This is a genomic window from Alishewanella sp. HH-ZS (assembly GCF_001704375.1).
GTDB classification, from domain to species: Bacteria; Pseudomonadota; Gammaproteobacteria; order Enterobacterales; family Alteromonadaceae; genus Alishewanella; species Alishewanella aestuarii.
Window position 1 is genome coordinate 38,558 of the sequence record NZ_LZEJ01000013.1, and the last position, 18,562, is coordinate 57,119.

Below are 18,562 nucleotides of genomic sequence, written 5' to 3' on the forward strand. Positions count from 1 at the left end.
TACCGGAGTCGGAGTCAGGTGTAATTTGCGGGGGTGGGTTAAGTGCTCAAAGTTGTCTTTTGTCTTCCTACAGAGGACTTTCACATCATAAGTTCATGCCCATGCTGAGCGTACAAAACAGGTTCAAATCGTTCGCTTCGCTCACTGGGACGGGCTAAAGCCCGCTCCTTCACTAAACGTTAAATTGCTATACGAGCCCTTCTTGACTACAATGTATTACAGTGTTTTGGTTGAGAGAGGTATCAGCATGAGTGTTACCACAGTTCGCTTACAGGCAGAGGTTGAGCATCAGTTGGACGCTATTGCGAGCAGGCTTCATCGGAGCAAAGGATGGGTGATCAACCAAGCCTTATCGGAATACATTGATAAGCAGAATTTACAGCAAGAACGTTGGAAACAAACTTTGGCTGCGATGGAGTCAGCTGCTCAAGGAAAAGTGGTTGACGCCAGTGAAGTACACAACTGGTTAAGCAGTTGGGGTACAGAAAAAGAACAGGATGCGCCGGGGTCTGGTAAGTGAAGCTAGTCTATACCAATGATGCAATCGAAGATTTAAAGCGTTTGCGGGAGTTTATTGCAGTTCATAATCCAACTGCAGCTAGCAAAATAGCGGCAGAATTGATCGCAAAAATGGAGTTGTTGCCAGCATTCCCAAGGATGGGGACGCCGGTTCAGATGGCTCCAGTCCCAGATATCATCCGTGATATGGTTTTTGGAAAATATGTTGTTCGCTATTCTGTTCACGCCAGTGCAGTCATTGTCCTTCGAGTATGGCATGAGCTTGAAAATGAGCGATAGTCAGTTAACAAGTTGTTCACTCAAAGCGACCTATCTCCGCCACAATCTAGCGTCACAGCAACCAAAAGTGCCAATCCCACTATCGCAGATTGCGACTCCGGTACGACAAGCATACCGGAGTCGGAGTCAGGTGTAATTTGCGGGGGTGGGTTTAGGGCTCAAAGTTGTCTTTCTCCGCTACAAATCAGTCGTCACATCAACTAAAAGTGCCAATCCCACTATCGCAGGTTGCGACTCCGGTACGGCAAGCATACCGGAGTCGGAGCTCGGTTATGGTTAACCTGGGTGATGTTCTGCCACTAACACTGGCAAATGCAGTTACTTCACAACAATACTGCCATGTTTGCTTTGGGAATAAAGGGTATAGGGTAAGGCCACGGTATCGGCGACTAGCGAGAAACTGCTATTAGTCGGCAGCAAAAAACCAGACCTGGCTAATCAGGCCTGCCTGGACCTCATAGACCACTGCTACCTCATAAGGTTCGTCCCGTAGCCCGGTCACCCGTTCATGGTCGATGACTTTATTGCCAACAACCTGCCGGCTTAGTACTGCCGCCTGCAACTTTGGCAGGGTAAAACGCTCGGTAGCATAGAAGTGTGCCAGTGCCTCGCGCCCCTGCAAACTGGGTGCACTGGCCGGCATGCGGTAAATCCGCACATCCAGCGCATAACAGGCAATAAACTCGGCCAGATTATGCTGATTGTAAGCGGCGAGTTGCCGCGCCACCGGTTCAACGACTGACATAGAGCACCAGTATCGCCAGCGCACTAAGCAACAACACGCTAAAGGTCAGCACCATGCCGATAACCCGGAATTTAAGCGGCTCAGGTTCCTGACTCACCCCATAAGCATGGCTTAAACGACCGAGCAGTAATAATGCGCCCAGCAGGTGCAACCAAAGCCCGGCCAAACCGCTATATTCGGTCAGAAATAACAGCAACAGCACAAAAGGTGTGTACTCGGCAAAATTGGCCTGAACCCGCATCGCCCGTTGCAGTGCACTATGGCCTCCCGAGCCTAATGCCACCTGTAAGCGACGGCGCTGCCGGATCACCGCCACACTTAATACCACAAACAGCACCGCCAGTAAGGCGGCATAGACTGCTGTAATCATAATTTCGCGACTCCCGCAACGTAGAGGTTATTCAGCATAGAACTCTGCTGCCAGTTGTTGTTTAAATTCGGCGCTTTGTTGCTGACAATAGGCAAAGGTTTGCTCCAGAATGGCGGTTTCCAGCTGGCCTTGCTGTTTTAAATTAAAGGCCTGCACAATTAACCGGGTAATTGCCGGCTTTTGTTCCTCACCTATAATCACCGCTTTAAAGTTACTCAGGGTCAGCGGTTGGCCATCCAACAGCGCAAAGCTTTGCACTACGGTGGTAGTCATATCACCACAGGCGGTAAGGTGCGTTGGGGTATTCCCCTCTTCTTCGAAAAACGAATACTCGCGATTCAGCTCAACCGCACTAAAGCTGGCACAGCGCTGACTTACCTGCGCCATAACGGCGGTTTCGCTGACACCTTGTTGCCATAAACCAAAAGCCTGCTCCGCCATTTGATACAGGGTGCTGCCCGGCAGTAAGCCCAGATTATTGGCCGTCAGGTTAAACGGATAACCCATTTGATACCACACAGAGGTACCGTGCACTGCCGCCGGCACCTGTAATTGACATTGTAACTCTGCCGAAACAGCCTGCGCCTTACCCACAGCACAGAATAACCCGGCACTTAACAAGGCCAGTACCACAGCTTTACTCATAGCGCGCCCCTGAATGTTGATAAGCTGTTAACCACTATACAACGGCTAATAAGCATTGCAAGATACTAGCGCTGATCCAAACTGACGCTGGCGAGTACCGTCGCCGGCTGGGTTAGCGGTAAGGCTAAAATGGCTCCGGCTGCCGATTGTGGGAAAATACCGGTCAGCGCAGTAAAATTGACCTGATGGCTAACCAGAACCAGCGGCATCTCGCTGGCCTTGGCAAAGAAGTCCAGCAGGGCCTGAGTTTGCTGCTGGCCATCACCGCGCCCGGCAAAAAATGAATTCAGCGCCGGCAGCGGTTGCACCGGCGCTATCGCCATCAACTGCGCCGTTTCCAGGCAACGGCACCACTGGCTGCTATAAAGCCGGATGTCACCACTGTACTGCTGGCGTAATTTTTGCCCCCAGGCTTTAGCTTGCTGCCGCCCCTGTTGATTCAAATTGCGCTGTGTCTGACAGTCCTGTAACTGAAAACCGGCCGGATCACCGGTACCCGGCGCCAGGGCATGCCGTAGCATTAGTACCGCCTTGCCCTCACGCCAGGCCTGCCAGGCCGCATCATCGGCCATAGCAGCGGTCGAGAGCAGCAATAACCAGCAACAGAATAATGATCGCATCGCAAGATTCCGCTATAACATACTTATCTGATACGACAAGGTGCAGGAGAAAGATTACCGCTATGCGGCGAAAAGTATTGCTAAGTATGCTGGGCGCTATCCTGGTGCTGGCTTTTTACTTCTGGCCCAGCAGCCACTATCCGGCACACTTTATCGAGCCGCACCCGGTACTGGCAGAATAAATTTTCAACATTAATTGGCAGTTCAGCTCCGATATACCAAACTGGATATTAATCTGGTTTGCACAAGGACGTTCAATGCAAAGACGCACCGCTGCTGTTACAACTGTCTCACTGTTCTTACTGCTGTTACTTGGCTTGTATCAACTGGCGTCATCACGGCAGTATCAGCTGTTTGGCGAGCTGATCGCCCGGGTAGAAACAGAACAGCCGTTAATTGCCCTCACCTTTGACGATGGCCCCTCTGAGCGTTACACCGCCGAAGTGGTTGAATTGCTGGCTCGCTATCAGGTGCCGGCTACTTTTTTTGTCACCGGCCATGAACTCGCGCGCTATCCGGAGCAAGGCCGCTTACTGGTGCAGGCCGGGCATCAGTTAGGCAATCATAGTTACACCCATAAGCGTATGTTACTGGTATCACCGGCTACCGTAGCGTCAGAAGTGGAGCGCACCGATCAGCAAATCCGGCAGGCCGGTTTTACCGACGAGATCCTGTTTCGGCCACCTTACGGCAAAAAACTGTTTACCCTGCCCTGGTATCTTAGCCAGCAACAACGCAAAACCATAATGTGGGATTTAGAGCCAGAGTCCGAGCCAAAGCTGGCAGCGGATCCCCAAGCGCTGGCGGCGGCGGTGATTGCCAACGCCCGCCCCGGTAGTATTATCCTGTTACATGTAATGTACCAAAGCCGGCAAAGTTCGCGCGAGGCACTGCCGCTCATTATCGAGGGACTGCAGGCGAAAGGTTATCGCTTTGTTACTGTCAGTGAGCTATTGCAAAGCCGCAATCTGCAATAACCGCCACGGTTAACCCATAAGTTATAGTGACTAGGCAAAGCCATAAAGTCGCGTTAAACTCAATTTACTAATGTTTTCGTAGGGATGCGGCTATGCCGTCAGTTGGACGCATCAGTTCTCAGCTCGGTTTACAACTGGCGCTGATGCTAGCTTGGGTACTGCTTTATCAGAGTGCGGAGTTGCTGGAGTACAGCCCCCATGCCAGCTTATGGTATCCGCCGGCTGCGTTGAGTTTTGCCGCCTTAACCCTATTTGGTTTAAGAGCCTTCCCGGCTTTGTTACTGGTTTGCTTCCTGATGAGCGTCTGGCATTTTCAGCGCTATCATCCGGCCGAGCAGATCCCTTACGCTGCAGCTATCTTGCCAGCGATGGCGCATGGCATGAGCTACCTGCTGGGCGCCCTATTGTTGCGCATCCTGATCCAAAGTGGCCGGGTTAATTACTCCGGCACTCTGGTTGCTTATTTGATCCTGGCGGCGATTGCCGCCTTGCTTGCCGCTTACAGCGGTGCCTGGTCTTTACAGCTGGCCGGTGTCATTGAACAGAGTGAGCGCCTGGCGATCTGGCTGGGTTGGTGGATTGGCGATCTGGTGGCTATTTTGTCACTGAGCCCGTTTCTCGTACTGCTACTTGATCGCTTTACCGGTAAAACTATTGCTGCACAGGCGCCCTGGTTGCTGCAACATGGTCATGGCCCCCGACACAGCTTCCTGCTAAAACTCGTCCTGTGTCTGTTGCTACTCACCTTTAGCATGTTGCTGGCCCATCAGGTTCGGGCGCAGGAAATTACCTTTCTGATCCTGTTCTTAAGTTTACCGGCGATGTGGCTGGTTTATACCGAATCAATTTGGCGCAGCTTTAGCGGCCTGGCGGTGATCAGTCTGGCGATTGTGTTACTGACAGCCTTACTGGAGCTGGATAGTTATGCCGCCATTTATCAATTTACCATTGCGATGATCGCGGTTGCCATGCTGTATGGCACTGCAGTGCCCTTATTGCAGAATACCAATCAACAGTTACAACGCAGCCTGCATACCGATCCGCTAACCGGCGTGCTAAGTCGGCAAGGCTTTATCGAGCAGGCCAATTTACTGTTAGGCCGGGCCGGGCGTCGCAAAGATAAAGTCTGTTTAGCGGTGCTGGATCTGGACCATTTTAAACAGGTGAATGATTTACTGGGGCACCAGATCGGTGATGAAGTGCTACAGCAGGTATGCCAAACCTTACAGCGCCAGTTGCGACAGCAGGATCTGCTGGGGCGTTTCGGCGGGGATGAGCTAATGCTATTGTTACCCGATACCGATACCCGCGAAGCCAGCAAAATCTGTGAACGTTTGCGCCTTAGTATCGAACAGTTGCATATCGCAGCCGCCGGACAACAGGTTACTGCCAGCTTCGGTATCTGTGAACAGCAAAGCGATGAAAGCTTTAACCAATTGTTCGCCCGGGCTGACAAAACCTTAATGCAGGCAAAGCAACGTGGCCGCAACCGCATTGAAACCATTTTGGCGGATCAGTCCGCTACTGATTAAAGGAAATCCCGCTATGTCCTATGCAAAAACCTACCCACTCTGGCTTGCTGCCCTGGTGTTAAGCGGCTGTAGTAGTCTGGATCAGGCCGGCTGTATCAATGCGGACTGGCGCACCCTGGGTTTTGAAGATGGCATTAAAGGCCGCAACGAAAGTCAGATCCGGCAATACCGGCAAGACTGTGCCAAACATGGCATCACGCCGGATCTGGATGCCTACCGCGCCGGACATTTTGAGGGTTCAGCACAGTTTTGTACCGCCAAAAATGGCTTTGCCCAGGGCAGTGGCAATCACAGTTATCAGAACAGTTGTCCGGCCGAATTTGCCAGTGCCTTTACGGCCGGTTATCGCGATGGTCAGACCCTCTATCAGGCCAGAAGCCAGTTAGATGGCGCGCGCAGCGAATTACGCAAAGTGCAGCAGGAACTGCAACAACTGGAAAAAACCATTAGTCAGTTAAATGAGCAGTTGGTTGCCGATGGTCTGAGCCGCGAGCAACGGATTAAGATCCGCGATGAGTTAGCCAAACTAAATGAAAGCCTGGGACAGGCCAATCTGGTGAGAGATGAGCTGGCGGCGGCTATCATCGTCTATCAGAACGAATTTAGCCGCCTGCAACAACACTTTAGTTACTGAAACCTTTTGAAAATCTAGTACTCACGCACCACCCGGGCAGCCAGACTGGCATTTTCCAGCTTTAGCTGTACCGGCTGACGCAGGATAATTTTCCCTTCCACACGCGAGTCGGCACTGATGGTCAGAGTCGGCTGGTTGCTGTCATCTTTACCAAACCAACCGCTTTGACGTTTGCGCTCAGCATAGATCAGGTCGCCCTTTACCACTGTCCCTGCCAGCAAACTGATATTACCGTTTACGGTTTGCAGCTTGCCACCGACTTCGCTGCCACTGAGGCGGATACTGCCATTGACCGTACTAATATCGGCTTTAATGGTCGAGCCAGCCGCCGTTTCAATACTGCCGTTCACTGTGCTTAAACCGCGTTGTACCGTTAAATTTTGCGCCGCTTTAATACTGCCATTCACTGTTTCGGCACTGTCAATCTGTACCTGCTCCGCCAGACGGATGCTGCCATTAACGGTAGAGACTTTGCCCGCCCGGCTTTGTTCATTCAGGCTAATACTGCCATTTACCCGCGAAATATCACCTTGCTGCGCCGTACCCTGATAACTACTGTTGGTTTTTTCCGCGGCGTCGACCACGACAATGCAGCCACTTAACAGACCACTTAACACTAATACCGGCACTAACCATAGTTTTTTATTTTTTACGTTATGCATTTTATTATTCGCCTCTGTTTTAAGCTTGTTGATTGCTATCAACCGGTTAATGCAAATTTATGGCCAAAATTTATAGCAAGTAAAAACAGATGCTTATACTGCACCAACTCAGCAGGCTGCCAGGTCAAAACCACTATTTAGTAAAAATCACCAAGTTTTAGCCAGCTTATAACCACTCCAGCCGCCGCTCTGGCCAATACATCACGGCACTGCGACTTTGCAGCAGCGGCAATAATGCCGGTTCCTGTTCGGCAATCACGGTTTTAGCAAACTGACAAAAAAACGCGGCCTTTAACTCAGCGCGGCGCCGGTCAATACCGGCCTGTTGATAAGGTACCGAGGCCAGCAGTAATACGCCGTCTGCCGGGATCCGCTGCTGCTTAATATTATTGAGGATGATCGCGGCGGCCTTTTTCACCGGCTGCGACAGGTCCGGGCTAAAGGGGCCGATAATAAGGGCAATATTAGGCACATGCAAAAAATCAAAGCCTCGCCCCAGACAGAGCATCCACTCCCGATGCTCAATATCCAGCTGCCGCCGTTGTTGCCGCTGCAAGGCGCTGTGCCGCAAATTACCAAGCAACAGCGGTAGTAAATCGCGCTGCATCGCCGCTGGCAATAACGGGCAGAGCTGTTGCAACAAGGCCGGTAACTGCGGACTCAGGTCCGGACTGTACTGGCTTAAATCCAGCATCCGGCCAGTACTGCCATGCAATACCAGCGCGTCGCTGTCGGTTTCAAAACCAACTACCAGCGCATAACACTGCTCACTGGCGGCAAAAATGCTCTGTAGCTGGTCGCGGATCTGCAGCGCTTGCGCCAGTGCGGCATCACGATCATGTTGAAAGCCGGCACAGCCGCGCTCTCTGGCACCGGCTGAGAAATGATAGCTAATCAGTACCAGCACCGGCCTGCCTTGCGCCAGCGCCTGATTGATATCATCACACAGCAAATCGCCCAGATACGGCCAGCCGAGGTTAAAAATGCCACCCAAATTGCGGTAGGGCTGAATAATCCCCAGCGGCGTTTGGGTAGCATGCGGCAAATGGATCCGGCCATCCATACATTTTAGCGCAATAATTTTAGTCGGATGCTGCGCCAAATAGGCCTCGCGGGCAGCGGTGCCGGCAATAAAGGCCGCACTATGCCGGCTGGCTAACTGCTCCAGCCAGCTTAGCCGGTCTGTAAAGGGTTGTTGATGCAGCTCTGGGGTAGCGTCTGACATAGGGCATCCGTTAAGTTAAGCTGCATTAACCATAACAGAAAAATTGCAGGGCTTGTTGGCGCTTGCTGCTGCAACTTTAGTCGAGGTACTGCGTTTGTCACTACCCGTTTTGGCTAACTGGGCAATAGCCAGATTTTATGGCAGGCTAGTGTTGAATGTTGAATGTTGAATGTTGAATGTTGAATGTTGAGTGTTGAGTGTAAGAATAATTGGCTTGGATTTTTTTAAAAGGAAGGCGGTAATGCGTAGTAGTTTGTCATTGTTCGTTGCAGTACTGGGTTTAGCGGCCTGCGGTAAGCCCGCCCCTGAACCGGAGTTAACGGCACGTTTTACATCGGAACAGCAGCAGTTGCTGCAGCAGGGCAGCCTGCGTGCCCGCAGTTGCGCGGCGTGCCATGGCGCTAATGGTATCTCGCGCCAGGCGTTATACCCCAGTCTGGCTGGCTTACCAGAAGCACAGCTGACTGAGGCATTGCTGCAATATCGCGATGGCAGTCGCAAACATGCGTTAATGAGCCCGCAGGCGCGCGGCCTGACCGATGACGATATTGCGCTGCTCGCCGCTTATTATGCGCTGTTGCCCAGCCCTAGTCAGCCATAAACAGCGCCAGCAAGTCCTCGGCATTCCCCTGCCATAGCTGGCCCTTGCCGCTGCTAAGCAGTTGATCGGCCAGTCCCTGCTTGTATTGCTGCAGTTGTTGGACTTTTTCTTCTACCGTATTGCGGGCAATCAGTTTGTACACAAAGACCGCTTTATCCTGGCCGATGCGGTGGGCGCGGTCGGTGGCCTGATTTTCTGCCGCCGGGTTCCACCAGGGATCATAATGGATCACGGTGTCGGCAGCCGTCAGGTTCAGGCCGGTACCACCGGCTTTTAAACTGATTAAAAAGACTTCTGTTTCACCCCGTTGAAAGGCATCAATTTGTTGCTGCCGGTTTTTGGTCTGGCCGGTTAACTTACTGTAACTGATGCCGAGAAATTGCAGCTCTTGCTCAATCAGGTGCAGCATGCTGGCAAACTGGCTGAATAACAGTACCCGCCGGCCTTCTTCAATCATTTCCGGCAGATTCTCCCGCAACCAACTGAGCTTGGCGTTATGCCGCACCAGCTGCGCCTGCTCGATCGGTACCAGACGGGCATCACAGCAGGCCTGACGCAGTTTCAGCAAGGCATCCAGAAATTCGATCTGGCTGGCGGCAACGCCTTTACGCAGAAACAGCTCCCGCACCTTGGTTTCCATAATCAAGCGGATACTTTCATACAGGTTGCGCTGATCGGCTTCCAGCTCCAGCAGCTGAACAATTTCGGTCTTCTCGGGCAACTCCGCGGCTACCTGACGTTTGGTGCGGCGCAGCATAAAAGGAGCCACTTTTTGTTTTAATGCCTGTGCCCGCTCGGTATCGGCATGTTTCTCAATCGGTTTGCGATATACCTGGGTAAAGTGGGCTTCGGTGCCAAGCAGCCCCGGCAATACAAAGTCAAACAGTGACTTTAATTCGCCCAGATGATTTTCCAGCGGCGTGCCCGACAAGGCCAGGCTAAAGTCGCGTTTTAACGCCCGCACGCTCTGCGCGGCCTGACTGCCGGCATTTTTAATATGCTGGGCTTCATCCAGCACCACCACACTAAAAGCGCGCTGCCGGTACAGCGGCAGATCCCGCACCAGCAGCGGATAGCTGGTCACCAGCACATCGAACTCTGCCAGTTGCTCAAATAAAGGCCGGCGTTTGGCACCGTAAATTTGCAGTACCCGCAGCGCTGGGGTAAAACGCGCCGCTTCATTCTGCCAGTTGCCGAGGAGTGAGGTCGGGCAAACAATCAGCGCCGGCTGGGTTAAACGCCCCTGCTGCTTTTCATGCAACAAGAAACTTAAGGTTTGCAGGGTTTTACCCAGGCCCATATCGTCGGCCAGAATGCCGCCCAGGCCAAAGTGGCGTAAAAACACCAGCCAGTTCAAACCCTGCTGCTGATAGCTGCGCAGTGTCGCCTGCAAACCTGTTGGCAGCGGCACTTCACTAATACCCTGAAAATTGTGTAACTGCTCATTCAGACGCTGCAGGCGGTTGGCATTCAGATACTGAATCTCCGCCGCACCGGGTGGCGGCAGGATCGCGGCTTTATAGTCCGGTAACTCTAGCGTTAGCGGCGATTTCTGTAAGTTCAGCAGCTCAACGATGGTATCAATCAGCGGCTGAATTAACGCCATCGGGATCGCCAGTTTGCCCTGCGGCAGACTCAGCCAGATGGTTTCACCGGCGGTGGGCAGGCCATAATGCCGCAGATACTGACTAATTAACGGTAATAACGGCACCTGCTGACCACTGACATCGACCTGGATCGCCAGCTCAAAACCGCTTTGTTTACCGTCACTGACCTGTAAATAGGGCTTGGCATCCAGAATTTGCAGATTAAAGTCACTGTCCTGCTCAATGCGCCAGCCTTGCTGCCGCAGTTCGGGCAAGGCTTCCAGCAACGGTTGCCATAGCTCTGGATTATCCGGCCCTTCCCCTATTGAGAAGGCGCTTAGCGTATTCGCCGGTGCCGGCAGTTCACAACTGACCAGCCCCAGTGCCAGCAACTGCTCTAAAGCGGCCACTTCCACGCCACGCTGGCGTAGCACAAAGATACTTTGCGCCGCCGTTACGATCTCGGTTTGCCGCTGCTGTAAATTCAGCGGCAGCCGGTGGGCACCATAATCAAAGGCCAGAATAGCGACGGGTCTGGCCGGCATTTTCGGTTGTTGCACCCGCATTTGCAGTGCCAACACCGGTACCGGTGCCACATCCAGCTGACTGGCGGCTGCGCCCTCCGGCAGCGGTAAGGTGACTGCCGGGAATAGCTTTTGCAGCTGGCCCAGCCGCTGGGTTAGCTGTGCCGGCGGGATCAGTGGCATCTTACTCAGTAGCTTTAACTCGCGCCCCGTTAATGCCGTATCCAGCGGGCCCAGTTCATAATGATCGGTATTGATAAAACAGGGGGGGTCAGTAAAGATTGGCTGGTTCGCCTCGTCTTCTGCGATCTGACACTGCAGCCGTTGTCCACCACTGCTGGCCTGCCAGCTCAGTTGCAGCGGTCGCGCCTCCTGCCAGCTTAAGGGTTGCCGGGCCTCGCCAAAATAGCAGCGGCCGGTTGCCAGAAACGCCTGTAACAACTCATAACCCCAGCGGCCCTCAAGCAAATGCTGATCCTGTTGATTGTGGGAGCGGAATAACGTCAACAGGCGGTAGTCTTCTTCGGCCAGCCAGCTTGGCGGCTGTGGCGCGACCAGATCGTACTTACCCAAAGGCTGGCCTTTACTGTAGCCGCCTTTTTTCAGCACCTTGACCCGTCGCGGATAGAGCTGCAAACCACTTTGGCCATAACTCAGTAAATACAGGATACTCTCTTCGCTGCTGGCAGCATCAGGTTCACGTACTCTGGCCACTTCAGCAAACCAGTTATCCAGCTGCAACAACGGCATTTGTTTGATCCGCAGTTGCTGCTGCGCATAATCGCGCTTTAAGCGCAGCAGCACGGCCAGCACATGCTTACAGCGGCCGCCGACCGGGCAACTGCAGCTATCTTCTAACTGCCAATGCCCTTGTTGTTCACGCAGACTGATTTTTTGCCGGTAAGGGGCAAAACCGGCGCCCCACACCTGGGCGCTGATTTGACTCAGATCGTCGTTGTATTCCAGTTTCAGCACTTTACCGGCCTGCAGATAAGCGCGGGCACGATGGACCGTCGCCGGATCAAACCACTGCAGCAGTTTGGCATCCGACAATGGAAAATTGGTATCAACAGGATCTTGCTCAGACACGTTTTTCTCGGCGTAACACAACAGGCAAAAGACCTATGCTACCGTAAAGGCAGCACAGACCAAAGCCTAAATAAGCAGAAATCAGAAAAAGTAGGTCAGTTGCAGCGCAAGATAATCATCACGACGCAACCAGAACAGCGCATCTTGCGGGTTATTACTCTGAAATAGCCAACCGTTCAGGCTTAACCGCAGGCTGTCAGTCAGGCGCAGGGCGCCCTCCAGCTTGATGCTGCGGCTTTGTCGCTGATCCAGATCCTGCAGCACGCCAAATAAAAACTCGGTGCCGGCAATATCATTCAGCGCCAGCCGCCAACCGAAGAACAGATCATTCTGCCCCGGCAGGGTCGCGGCCTTGCCGCGGCTATCGTACTGATATTCGGCAATCCAGCCCAGATCCCAGCTTTGCCCAAAGACGCCGACCCGGGTGTATTCAAAACCACCGGTGGCGGCAACATAGTCAAAAGGCCCACTACGGCGGTAAATCGACTCCAGCTTCCAGAGCCAGTCGCCCTGCACCCATGACAAATCCAGTCCGTACTGCTCCATCTGGTAATAAAGTGGTCGTAACCCGGCGTTTGCGGTAGGTACTAAAACCGGCTCGCGGTTATTACCACTAAAAAAACTCAGCCCCAGATCCAAACCGGCAAAGCGCTGGCTATAGCGCAAGGCAAAGTCCAGATTGTGTTTACCGGAGCTGGATTCATACCAGGCCAGGTCATGGTTTACCGGCAGCGGCGGACTAAGCCGGCCCTGTGGTGAGGGAAATAAGCGCTCGCGAAAATACGGCAGTACAAACAGATCCAGGGTGCCGGCATTACCACTGCGTCTAAGCTGCAGCATCGGCTGCCCCAGTTTAGCTTCCAGTTCAACGCCGGCGACTAAATCGCTTTGATTCAGTACATCCACCAGATGTTGTGATTCGGTTACCCCCCAGAATAGCGTATCGATACCGGCTTTAAATTCCCAGCCATCACCGATATAGCGCCAGTAAGCCTGCTGCAGATCGACCAGGTTGCTGTCACTGTCAGCTCTGTGCCAGCGCAAATACGGCTCCAGATTAAGCTGATGCTTGCGACTGGCATCTTCATACGACCACAGTGCGCGATAACTTAACAGCTGCGGTGAGCGCTCGGCTGCTGCCAGGCCCCGGCTTGCAAAAAAACGTTGTTCAAAACCCAACTCCTGCTGCAAACGGCTGGTGCTACTGGCAACTTGTGGTGCCTGTGCTGGTGTTACTGCAGGAGACGGCGCAGGACGGGGTGTTGTTGCCACAGGTTTAGCCGGTTGTGCCGGAGGGCGGATTGGCTGCGGTACTGCCACGGCTACCTCAGGCTCCGGCGCCGTGGCAACGGGTTCAGGTTTAGCCGGTTGAGCAGCCGCTAAACGGGTCGGTAATTGTTGCTTCGCCAGTTCGCCGTAATACCATTGATGCGCCTGTTCCGCCGGAGTGGCCAGCATTTGCTCGCGGCTTGGCACCTTTAACTGAGCGCCTTTTAATAAATAATGCAAATTCTGGTCGCGAAAAGCGGCCGGGTTGTGCTGCCACAGCGCATAGATCACCTGCGGCATCGTTACTTGCTCATCGGGGCGCGCCGCCAGCGCCAGTCGCCAGAGTGTCGTATTGGCATCGACCGGCCCCAAGGTGGCAGCCTGGGCCGGCTGTTGTAATGCCCACGCCAGCAAAGCAATACAGCTAGTGCGACCTAACATCATCACTCCCTAGCGTGCCCGCTCTAAGGCAGCGACATCAAAGTCTGCTGCACTGCGGCCAGTATTAAAGCGGATGCTCTCCAGCAACAAGTCGGTACTTTTGCCGGTTTGCTGGTTTTGCATACTCAGCTTGTGAGCCCGCCAGAACTTATCCAGATACTGCCGGTAATCACTCAGCTCCAGAATTTTCAGCAGACTTTGTTTCTTATCGTAATACTCTGCACGCATCACGCGGTAATGTTGCTGATCTACCCAGACCAGAATTTTGCTGTAGCCAGAAAAACTGTCGGTTGGCGTTTGTTCAACCACATAGCAGGTCAGCTCAGCGCAGGGTTCATCGCGCAAATAGTTAAAACTGAATTTCTCCAGCTCAAAGGACGTCATATCTTCATAAGCAAACTCACTGGCCATAAAGGGCCCGGATTTATTGCGGCTGGCAATCCGCCGTGTCCGTTTTACACTGGGTAAATATAACCATTGGTCATCTTCAGCAGTGGGATGGGAATGGGTTAGAAAAGCCGAACCGCGCACATCCAGCGGCTCATCAAAAATGGTCAGGCTTTTATCACCATCGCCCTGCACTTCCAACGCCAGGGTACGCATGCGGCGCACACTTTCCCGGCCCTGAGCAGTGCGCAGCACCATCTGCAGTTCGCTTTCACTGTCACCCCAACCGCGGTCACGCGCCTTTTGCTCGGTGGCAATCGCCAGGCCTTTTTCAGCATCTGCCTGCGCCAGCGGTATGCACAGCAGGCTAACGGCCAGCAGCCAGCCTGTGACGCTGGCAAAACGACCCGGCTGTCGGCAGGCGTCAGATTGATTTTGTTGTGGCCGGACTAACATCGGCAGTTCTCCCTGTTTTGTCGAGCTTGAGTAAACAAGCGGGTAAAAAGAATAGATCAACCAGCAGGGCGATCAAAATAATCCCTGAGGTCAGCAGGCCCATATCGGAGTTAAGCCGGAAACCAGAAAACATCAGCACTGAAAAACCGGCTACCAGTACCAGCGTGGTAATACAGAGCGCCCGGCCAACACTGTGAAAAGCATAGCGCACTGCCTGCTCACTGTCCCGTCCTTCTTCGCGGGCATGGCGGTACTTACTGAGAAAATGTACAGTATCATCGACAATGATCCCCAGGCTCATGCTGGCCACGACCGACAATGCCAGGTTAATTTCCCCCACCAACAGCCCCCATAAACCAAAACCGATAACTGCCGGCACCAGATTCGGAATAATGCTGATCAGGCCAAGACGCCAGGAACGCAAACTGACTACCAATAAAATTGAGATTAGCAGTAAGGCTAACGGCAAGGTGGTTAACATTGACGCCATATTGCGCTCGCCGATATAGGCAAACATCAGGGCGGCACTGGCAGCGGTTAGCTGATAGTCCGGCCAGTTAGCGGCAAAATAAGCCAGCGCCCGCTGCTCCAGCGCAATTAATTCTTTGCTGCCAAGGTTATACAGTGTTGCGGTTAAACGGGTCGCGCTTTTATCGATATTCAATTGATTGTTCAGATCCAGGCCAAACGGCAAGGACATTTCATATAACAGTAAGTACTGCGCCGCCTCTGCTGCTGTTTCCGGCAGACGATAAAAGGCCGGGTCATCCTGATGCATATTTTTATTCAGCCGCTTCAGCACATCACTGAGCGTATTGACATGCATCACTTCCGGCTGCTCGGCTAACCAGTTGCTGAAGCGTTCCAGTGCCTGCAATAATTCCGGCTGATTAACAGCGCCGGCAACGCCACCATTAAACGCAAAATCAATGCTGGTAAAGCCACTGAGGTTTTGTTCCATAAAGTCATTCGCCTGCCGGAAACTGGTGCTGCTGGCAAAGTACTTATTCGGTTCGTCATTAATTTTGTTCAGGCTAAGCAGTGCAGAGCAAAGCAGCGTCAGCAGCACAAAGCCCCATAATACCGGGCGCTGACGCCGGATCACCAACTCTGCCAAGCGGTCCAGCATGGCCGAGCCTTGCGGTACCTTAGCGGCTTTAAGCGGCAATACACTCATCATAATCGGCAATAGGGTCAGGCTGAATACGCATGCCAGCATTACGCCAAGTGCGGTCAAGTTGCCCAGATCGCGCAAAATAGGCACTTCGGAGAAATTCAGTGTTAAGAAGCCAATGGCGGTGGTGACACTGGTAATCACTACCGGTTGCCAGTTACGCTGCAAACTATAGTGGATCGCCTGGGTTTTCGTTTTGCCCTCGCCGAGCGCAAACTGCATCGATGCTAGCAGGTGTACCGAATCAGCAACCGCCAGCGTCATCAGGATGGTTGGCACATTGACGGTCGCAGTGCTCATGAAAATCCCGAGCCAGCCGGCAATGCCCAGCGTGCTGGTTACCGTGACCAGAATAATCAGCAGGGTCGCCAATGCCGCCGCAACGGAGCGTAATAACAAGGCCAGTAACAGCACTATTGCCAATAACATAATCGGCACCAGGCTGCGGACATCCTGCTCAGCCTCAGAGGCAAAGGCATAATTCAGTGCCACGATACCGGTATGATAAAACTCAACCTGCGGGTAGCGCTCTGCGAACTGGGCAGATAACTCAGTGACAAAACTCCAGATCTCGGTAACCTGTTGCTGCTGCGTCGGCTCAGGTAATTGCATTGTGATATTGATTGCCGTCACGGCACCGTTGGGCGCAATCAGCCGCTTGACTAGGGTCGGTTCAGTAATGGCGACCTGACGGATCGCCGCCAGGTCGCTGGCAGAAAGTGGCTCGGCGGGCACCAGATCGGCCACGACCAGATCGTCGGCCTCGGCTGTGGTGTGCTGAAAATTACTCAGCGAGTCTACCCGGATCGAATAGGGCGTTTGCCAGGCAGCCTCGGTATATTCCTGTACTAACTGCAGTATCTCTGGTGTAAAGACGTCACCGCTGCGCGGGGCTATGCCGATCAGAATATTGTCGCTTTTGTTAAATTCCAGCTGCATCTGTTCAAAGGCTTGCAGCTGTGGATTATCTTTGGCAAAAAAGATCCGATAATCACCGCGGAAATACAACTGGCCCAGCCCGATGCTGCTTAATACGATAAAACAAAGCGATAGCGCCAGAATTAACCAGCGGCCGCGCAGGATCAGAGGCTGAACTGAAGCCATAGGGCGTACTCCATTACCGCTTACTCCATCTTTAAGAATGTGGTTAAAGTGTATATCGGAATTATCGGCCTGCCGCTGAAAAACTACAAAATTTCTGTTTGTTGAATGGCTTGCCACGGCTGGCCGGCGTCAACCGCCATTACACGCCCTAAAAACTTGCATTTATTTAACATTAAAATAAACTTTAACCAGGCGTAGCTTGCAGGGAGCAACGATGTCACTGGCGATTATCTACAGCCGGGCCCGCTATGGTCTGGCCGCCCCCTTGGTCACAGTAGAGGTGCACCTGAGTAATGGCTTACCGGCTTTTCAGCTGGTCGGCCTGCCGGAAACCTCGGTAAAAGAAGCCCGGGACCGGGTACGCAGCGCCCTGCTAAACAGTGGGTTTCAGTTTCCGGATAAACGTATTACCGTTAATCTGGCACCGGCTGACTTGCCGAAAGAAGGTGGCCGCTTTGACCTGGCGATTGCCCTGGGAATTATCGTCGCGTCTGGCCAACTCCCAGAAAAATGCAGCGATCACTTCGAATTTTGTGGCGAACTGGCGCTATCCGGCGAAATAAGACCGATCCTTGGCGAGATCCCGCTGGCGATTGCCAGCCGCGACGCCGGCCGTGCCGCCATCCTGCCAATGAGCAATGCGCAGCAAGCACAGCTGATCCCGGATGCGGCGGTGCATGGCGCTACCCATCTGCTGCAGGTACATAGCTTCTTACTGGCGCAGCAAGCCCTGCCACCGATACCGCCATTACCGGTACGACAACGTCACGCACTGCCGGATCTGGCCGATGTTAAAGGCCAGCAGCAGGCGAAACGGGTGCTGGAGCTGGCCGCTGCCGGTGAGCATAATTTACTGATGTTTGGCCCGCCCGGTACCGGTAAATCAATGCTGGCACAGCGCTTGGCCGGGATCTTACCGCCCTTAACCGAGCAGGAAGCCCTGGCCGCAGCTGCCGTGTATTCCATCGCCGGTATTGCCCGCGATCATCAGGATTGGCAACAAAGGCCTTTTCGGGCGCCGCATCATACCGCCTCGGCTGTAGCTCTGGTTGGGGGTGGCTCAGTGCCAAGGCCCGGCGAAATTTCGTTGGCACAGCACGGCGTGCTGTTTCTCGACGAACTGACCGAATTTCCGCGCAAGGTGCTGGATGTACTAAGAGAGCCACTGGAAACCGGCAAAATTCACGTGTCGCGGGCGGCGCGTCAGGCGGAGTTTCCGGCACAGTTTCAACTGGTGGCGGCACTGAACCCGAGTCCGACCGGTCATCACGAAGATGGCCGCGCTAATCATGGCGAAATCCTGCGCTATCTGAACCGCCTGTCAGGCCCGTTTTTAGAACGTATTGAATTGCAAATCGAGGTGCCGTTGTTGCCGGCTGGAAGCCTGAGTCAACCGCAAGCCGAAGAGAGCAGCAAGGTAGTACAACAGCGGGTGCTGGCGGCGCGAAACCTACAGCTGAACCGCCAGGGTAAAGCCAATGCCCGTTTGCAGGGGCAGGAGCTGGACCAGTTTTGCCGACTTGGCCAAAGCGATGCCGATTTCCTCGAGCACACCCTGTTAAAGCTGAAACTTTCGGCCCGTACCTACCACAAGCTGTTAAAAGTTAGCCGTACTATCGCCGATTTACAGCACAGTAGCAGGATCGAACGCCCCCATTTGCTGGAGGCGCTCAGTTACCGGGCACTGGACCGCTTATTACAATACCTGAAACAATAAGCCCTG

The 18,562-nt window shown here is 53.4% G+C and carries 17 protein-coding genes; 7 read left to right on the forward strand and 10 right to left on the reverse strand.

Annotation, left to right across the window (positions count from 1 at the left end; all coding sequences use genetic code 11):
* The first annotated feature begins 247 nt into the window (after window positions 1–247).
* Together A9165_RS07110 and A9165_RS07115 are read left to right on the forward strand one after the other, a co-directional pair.
* Complete coding sequence (locus tag A9165_RS07110) at window positions 248–520, forward strand: CopG family ribbon-helix-helix protein (protein WP_039924835.1); 273 nt, start codon at window positions 248–250, stop codon at window positions 518–520.
* Window positions 517–798 (forward strand): type II toxin-antitoxin system RelE/ParE family toxin, encoded by a 282-nt coding sequence (locus A9165_RS07115; protein ID WP_039924833.1) that lies wholly within the window; start codon window positions 517–519, stop codon window positions 796–798. The genes A9165_RS07110 and A9165_RS07115 overlap by 4 nt, the downstream gene beginning before the upstream one ends.
* 406 nt (window positions 799–1,204) lie before the next feature.
* On the opposite strand, the gene A9165_RS07120 is transcribed toward A9165_RS07115, so the two are convergent.
* The 4 genes from A9165_RS07120 to A9165_RS07135 form a co-directional block, all read right to left on the reverse strand.
* Entirely contained in the window at window positions 1,205–1,543 is a 339-nt protein-coding gene (locus A9165_RS07120; RefSeq protein ID WP_065955396.1) for a nuclear transport factor 2 family protein, read from the reverse strand.
* Window positions 1,530–1,913: an MAPEG family protein gene (locus A9165_RS07125; RefSeq protein WP_083216239.1), complete on the reverse strand. Its 384-nt coding sequence runs from the start codon at window positions 1,911–1,913 to the stop codon at window positions 1,530–1,532. Before A9165_RS07125 ends, A9165_RS07120 begins: the two co-directional genes overlap by 14 nt.
* Before the next feature lie 27 nt (window positions 1,914–1,940).
* Complete coding sequence (locus A9165_RS07130; RefSeq protein WP_065955398.1) at window positions 1,941–2,558, reverse strand: hypothetical protein; 618 nt, start codon at window positions 2,556–2,558, stop codon at window positions 1,941–1,943.
* A gap of 65 nt (window positions 2,559–2,623) precedes the next feature.
* Window positions 2,624–3,178: a histidine phosphatase family protein gene (locus tag A9165_RS07135; protein WP_065955399.1), complete on the reverse strand. Its 555-nt coding sequence runs from the start codon at window positions 3,176–3,178 to the stop codon at window positions 2,624–2,626.
* Window positions 3,179–3,435: 257 nt separating this feature from the next.
* Between A9165_RS07135 and A9165_RS07140 the strand changes: the two genes are divergently transcribed.
* The 3 genes from A9165_RS07140 to A9165_RS07150 all read left to right on the forward strand — a co-directional run bounded on the left by A9165_RS07140 (window position 3,436) and on the right by A9165_RS07150 (window position 6,321).
* Entirely contained in the window at window positions 3,436–4,155 is a 720-nt protein-coding gene (locus tag A9165_RS07140) for a polysaccharide deacetylase family protein (RefSeq protein WP_065955400.1), read from the forward strand.
* A 92-nt stretch (window positions 4,156–4,247) separates the two neighbouring features.
* Entirely contained in the window at window positions 4,248–5,687 is a 1,440-nt protein-coding gene (locus tag A9165_RS07145; protein WP_065955401.1) for a diguanylate cyclase, read from the forward strand.
* Window positions 5,688–5,700: 13 nt separating this feature from the next.
* A complete protein-coding gene (locus tag A9165_RS07150) occupies window positions 5,701–6,321 on the forward strand; it encodes a DUF2799 domain-containing protein (RefSeq protein ID WP_065955402.1) in 621 nt (206 codons plus the stop codon).
* Between the two features lie 14 nt (window positions 6,322–6,335).
* On the opposite strand, the gene A9165_RS07155 is transcribed toward A9165_RS07150, so the two are convergent.
* Window positions 6,336–6,983, reverse strand: coding sequence for a hypothetical protein (locus tag A9165_RS07155; protein ID WP_065955403.1), 648 nt, complete (start codon window positions 6,981–6,983; stop codon window positions 6,336–6,338).
* Between the two features lie 166 nt (window positions 6,984–7,149).
* Entirely contained in the window at window positions 7,150–8,208 is a 1,059-nt protein-coding gene (locus tag A9165_RS07160; RefSeq protein ID WP_065955404.1) for a carboxysome shell carbonic anhydrase, read from the reverse strand.
* A gap of 241 nt (window positions 8,209–8,449) precedes the next feature.
* On the opposite strand from A9165_RS07160, the gene A9165_RS07165 reads away from it, so the two are divergent.
* Complete coding sequence (locus A9165_RS07165) at window positions 8,450–8,809, forward strand: c-type cytochrome (protein WP_083216240.1); 360 nt, start codon at window positions 8,450–8,452, stop codon at window positions 8,807–8,809.
* On the opposite strand, the gene A9165_RS07170 is transcribed toward A9165_RS07165, so the two are convergent.
* The 4 genes from A9165_RS07170 to A9165_RS07185 all read right to left on the reverse strand — a co-directional run bounded on the left by A9165_RS07170 (window position 8,796) and on the right by A9165_RS07185 (window position 16,839).
* Window positions 8,796–12,008 carry a DEAD/DEAH box helicase gene (locus tag A9165_RS07170; protein WP_065955405.1) on the reverse strand — a complete coding sequence of 1,071 codons (3,213 nt, stop codon included), beginning with the start codon at window positions 12,006–12,008 and terminating at the stop codon, window positions 8,796–8,798. The genes A9165_RS07165 and A9165_RS07170 overlap by 14 nt on opposite strands.
* An 81-nt stretch (window positions 12,009–12,089) precedes the next feature.
* Window positions 12,090–13,718 (reverse strand): FimV family protein, encoded by a 1,629-nt coding sequence (locus tag A9165_RS07175; RefSeq protein WP_065955427.1) that lies wholly within the window; start codon window positions 13,716–13,718, stop codon window positions 12,090–12,092.
* 9 nt (window positions 13,719–13,727) lie between these two features.
* A complete protein-coding gene (locus A9165_RS07180; protein ID WP_065955406.1) occupies window positions 13,728–14,561 on the reverse strand; it encodes an outer membrane lipoprotein-sorting protein in 834 nt (277 codons plus the stop codon).
* Entirely contained in the window at window positions 14,530–16,839 is a 2,310-nt protein-coding gene (locus tag A9165_RS07185; protein ID WP_065955407.1) for an RND family transporter, read from the reverse strand. The genes A9165_RS07180 and A9165_RS07185 overlap by 32 nt, the downstream gene beginning before the upstream one ends.
* A 214-nt stretch (window positions 16,840–17,053) precedes the next feature.
* Here A9165_RS07185 and A9165_RS07190 point away from each other — a divergent pair, with 214 nt between their 5' ends.
* Complete coding sequence (locus tag A9165_RS07190) at window positions 17,054–18,556, forward strand: YifB family Mg chelatase-like AAA ATPase (protein ID WP_065955408.1); 1,503 nt, start codon at window positions 17,054–17,056, stop codon at window positions 18,554–18,556.
* The last annotated feature ends 6 nt before the right edge of the window (window positions 18,557–18,562 follow it).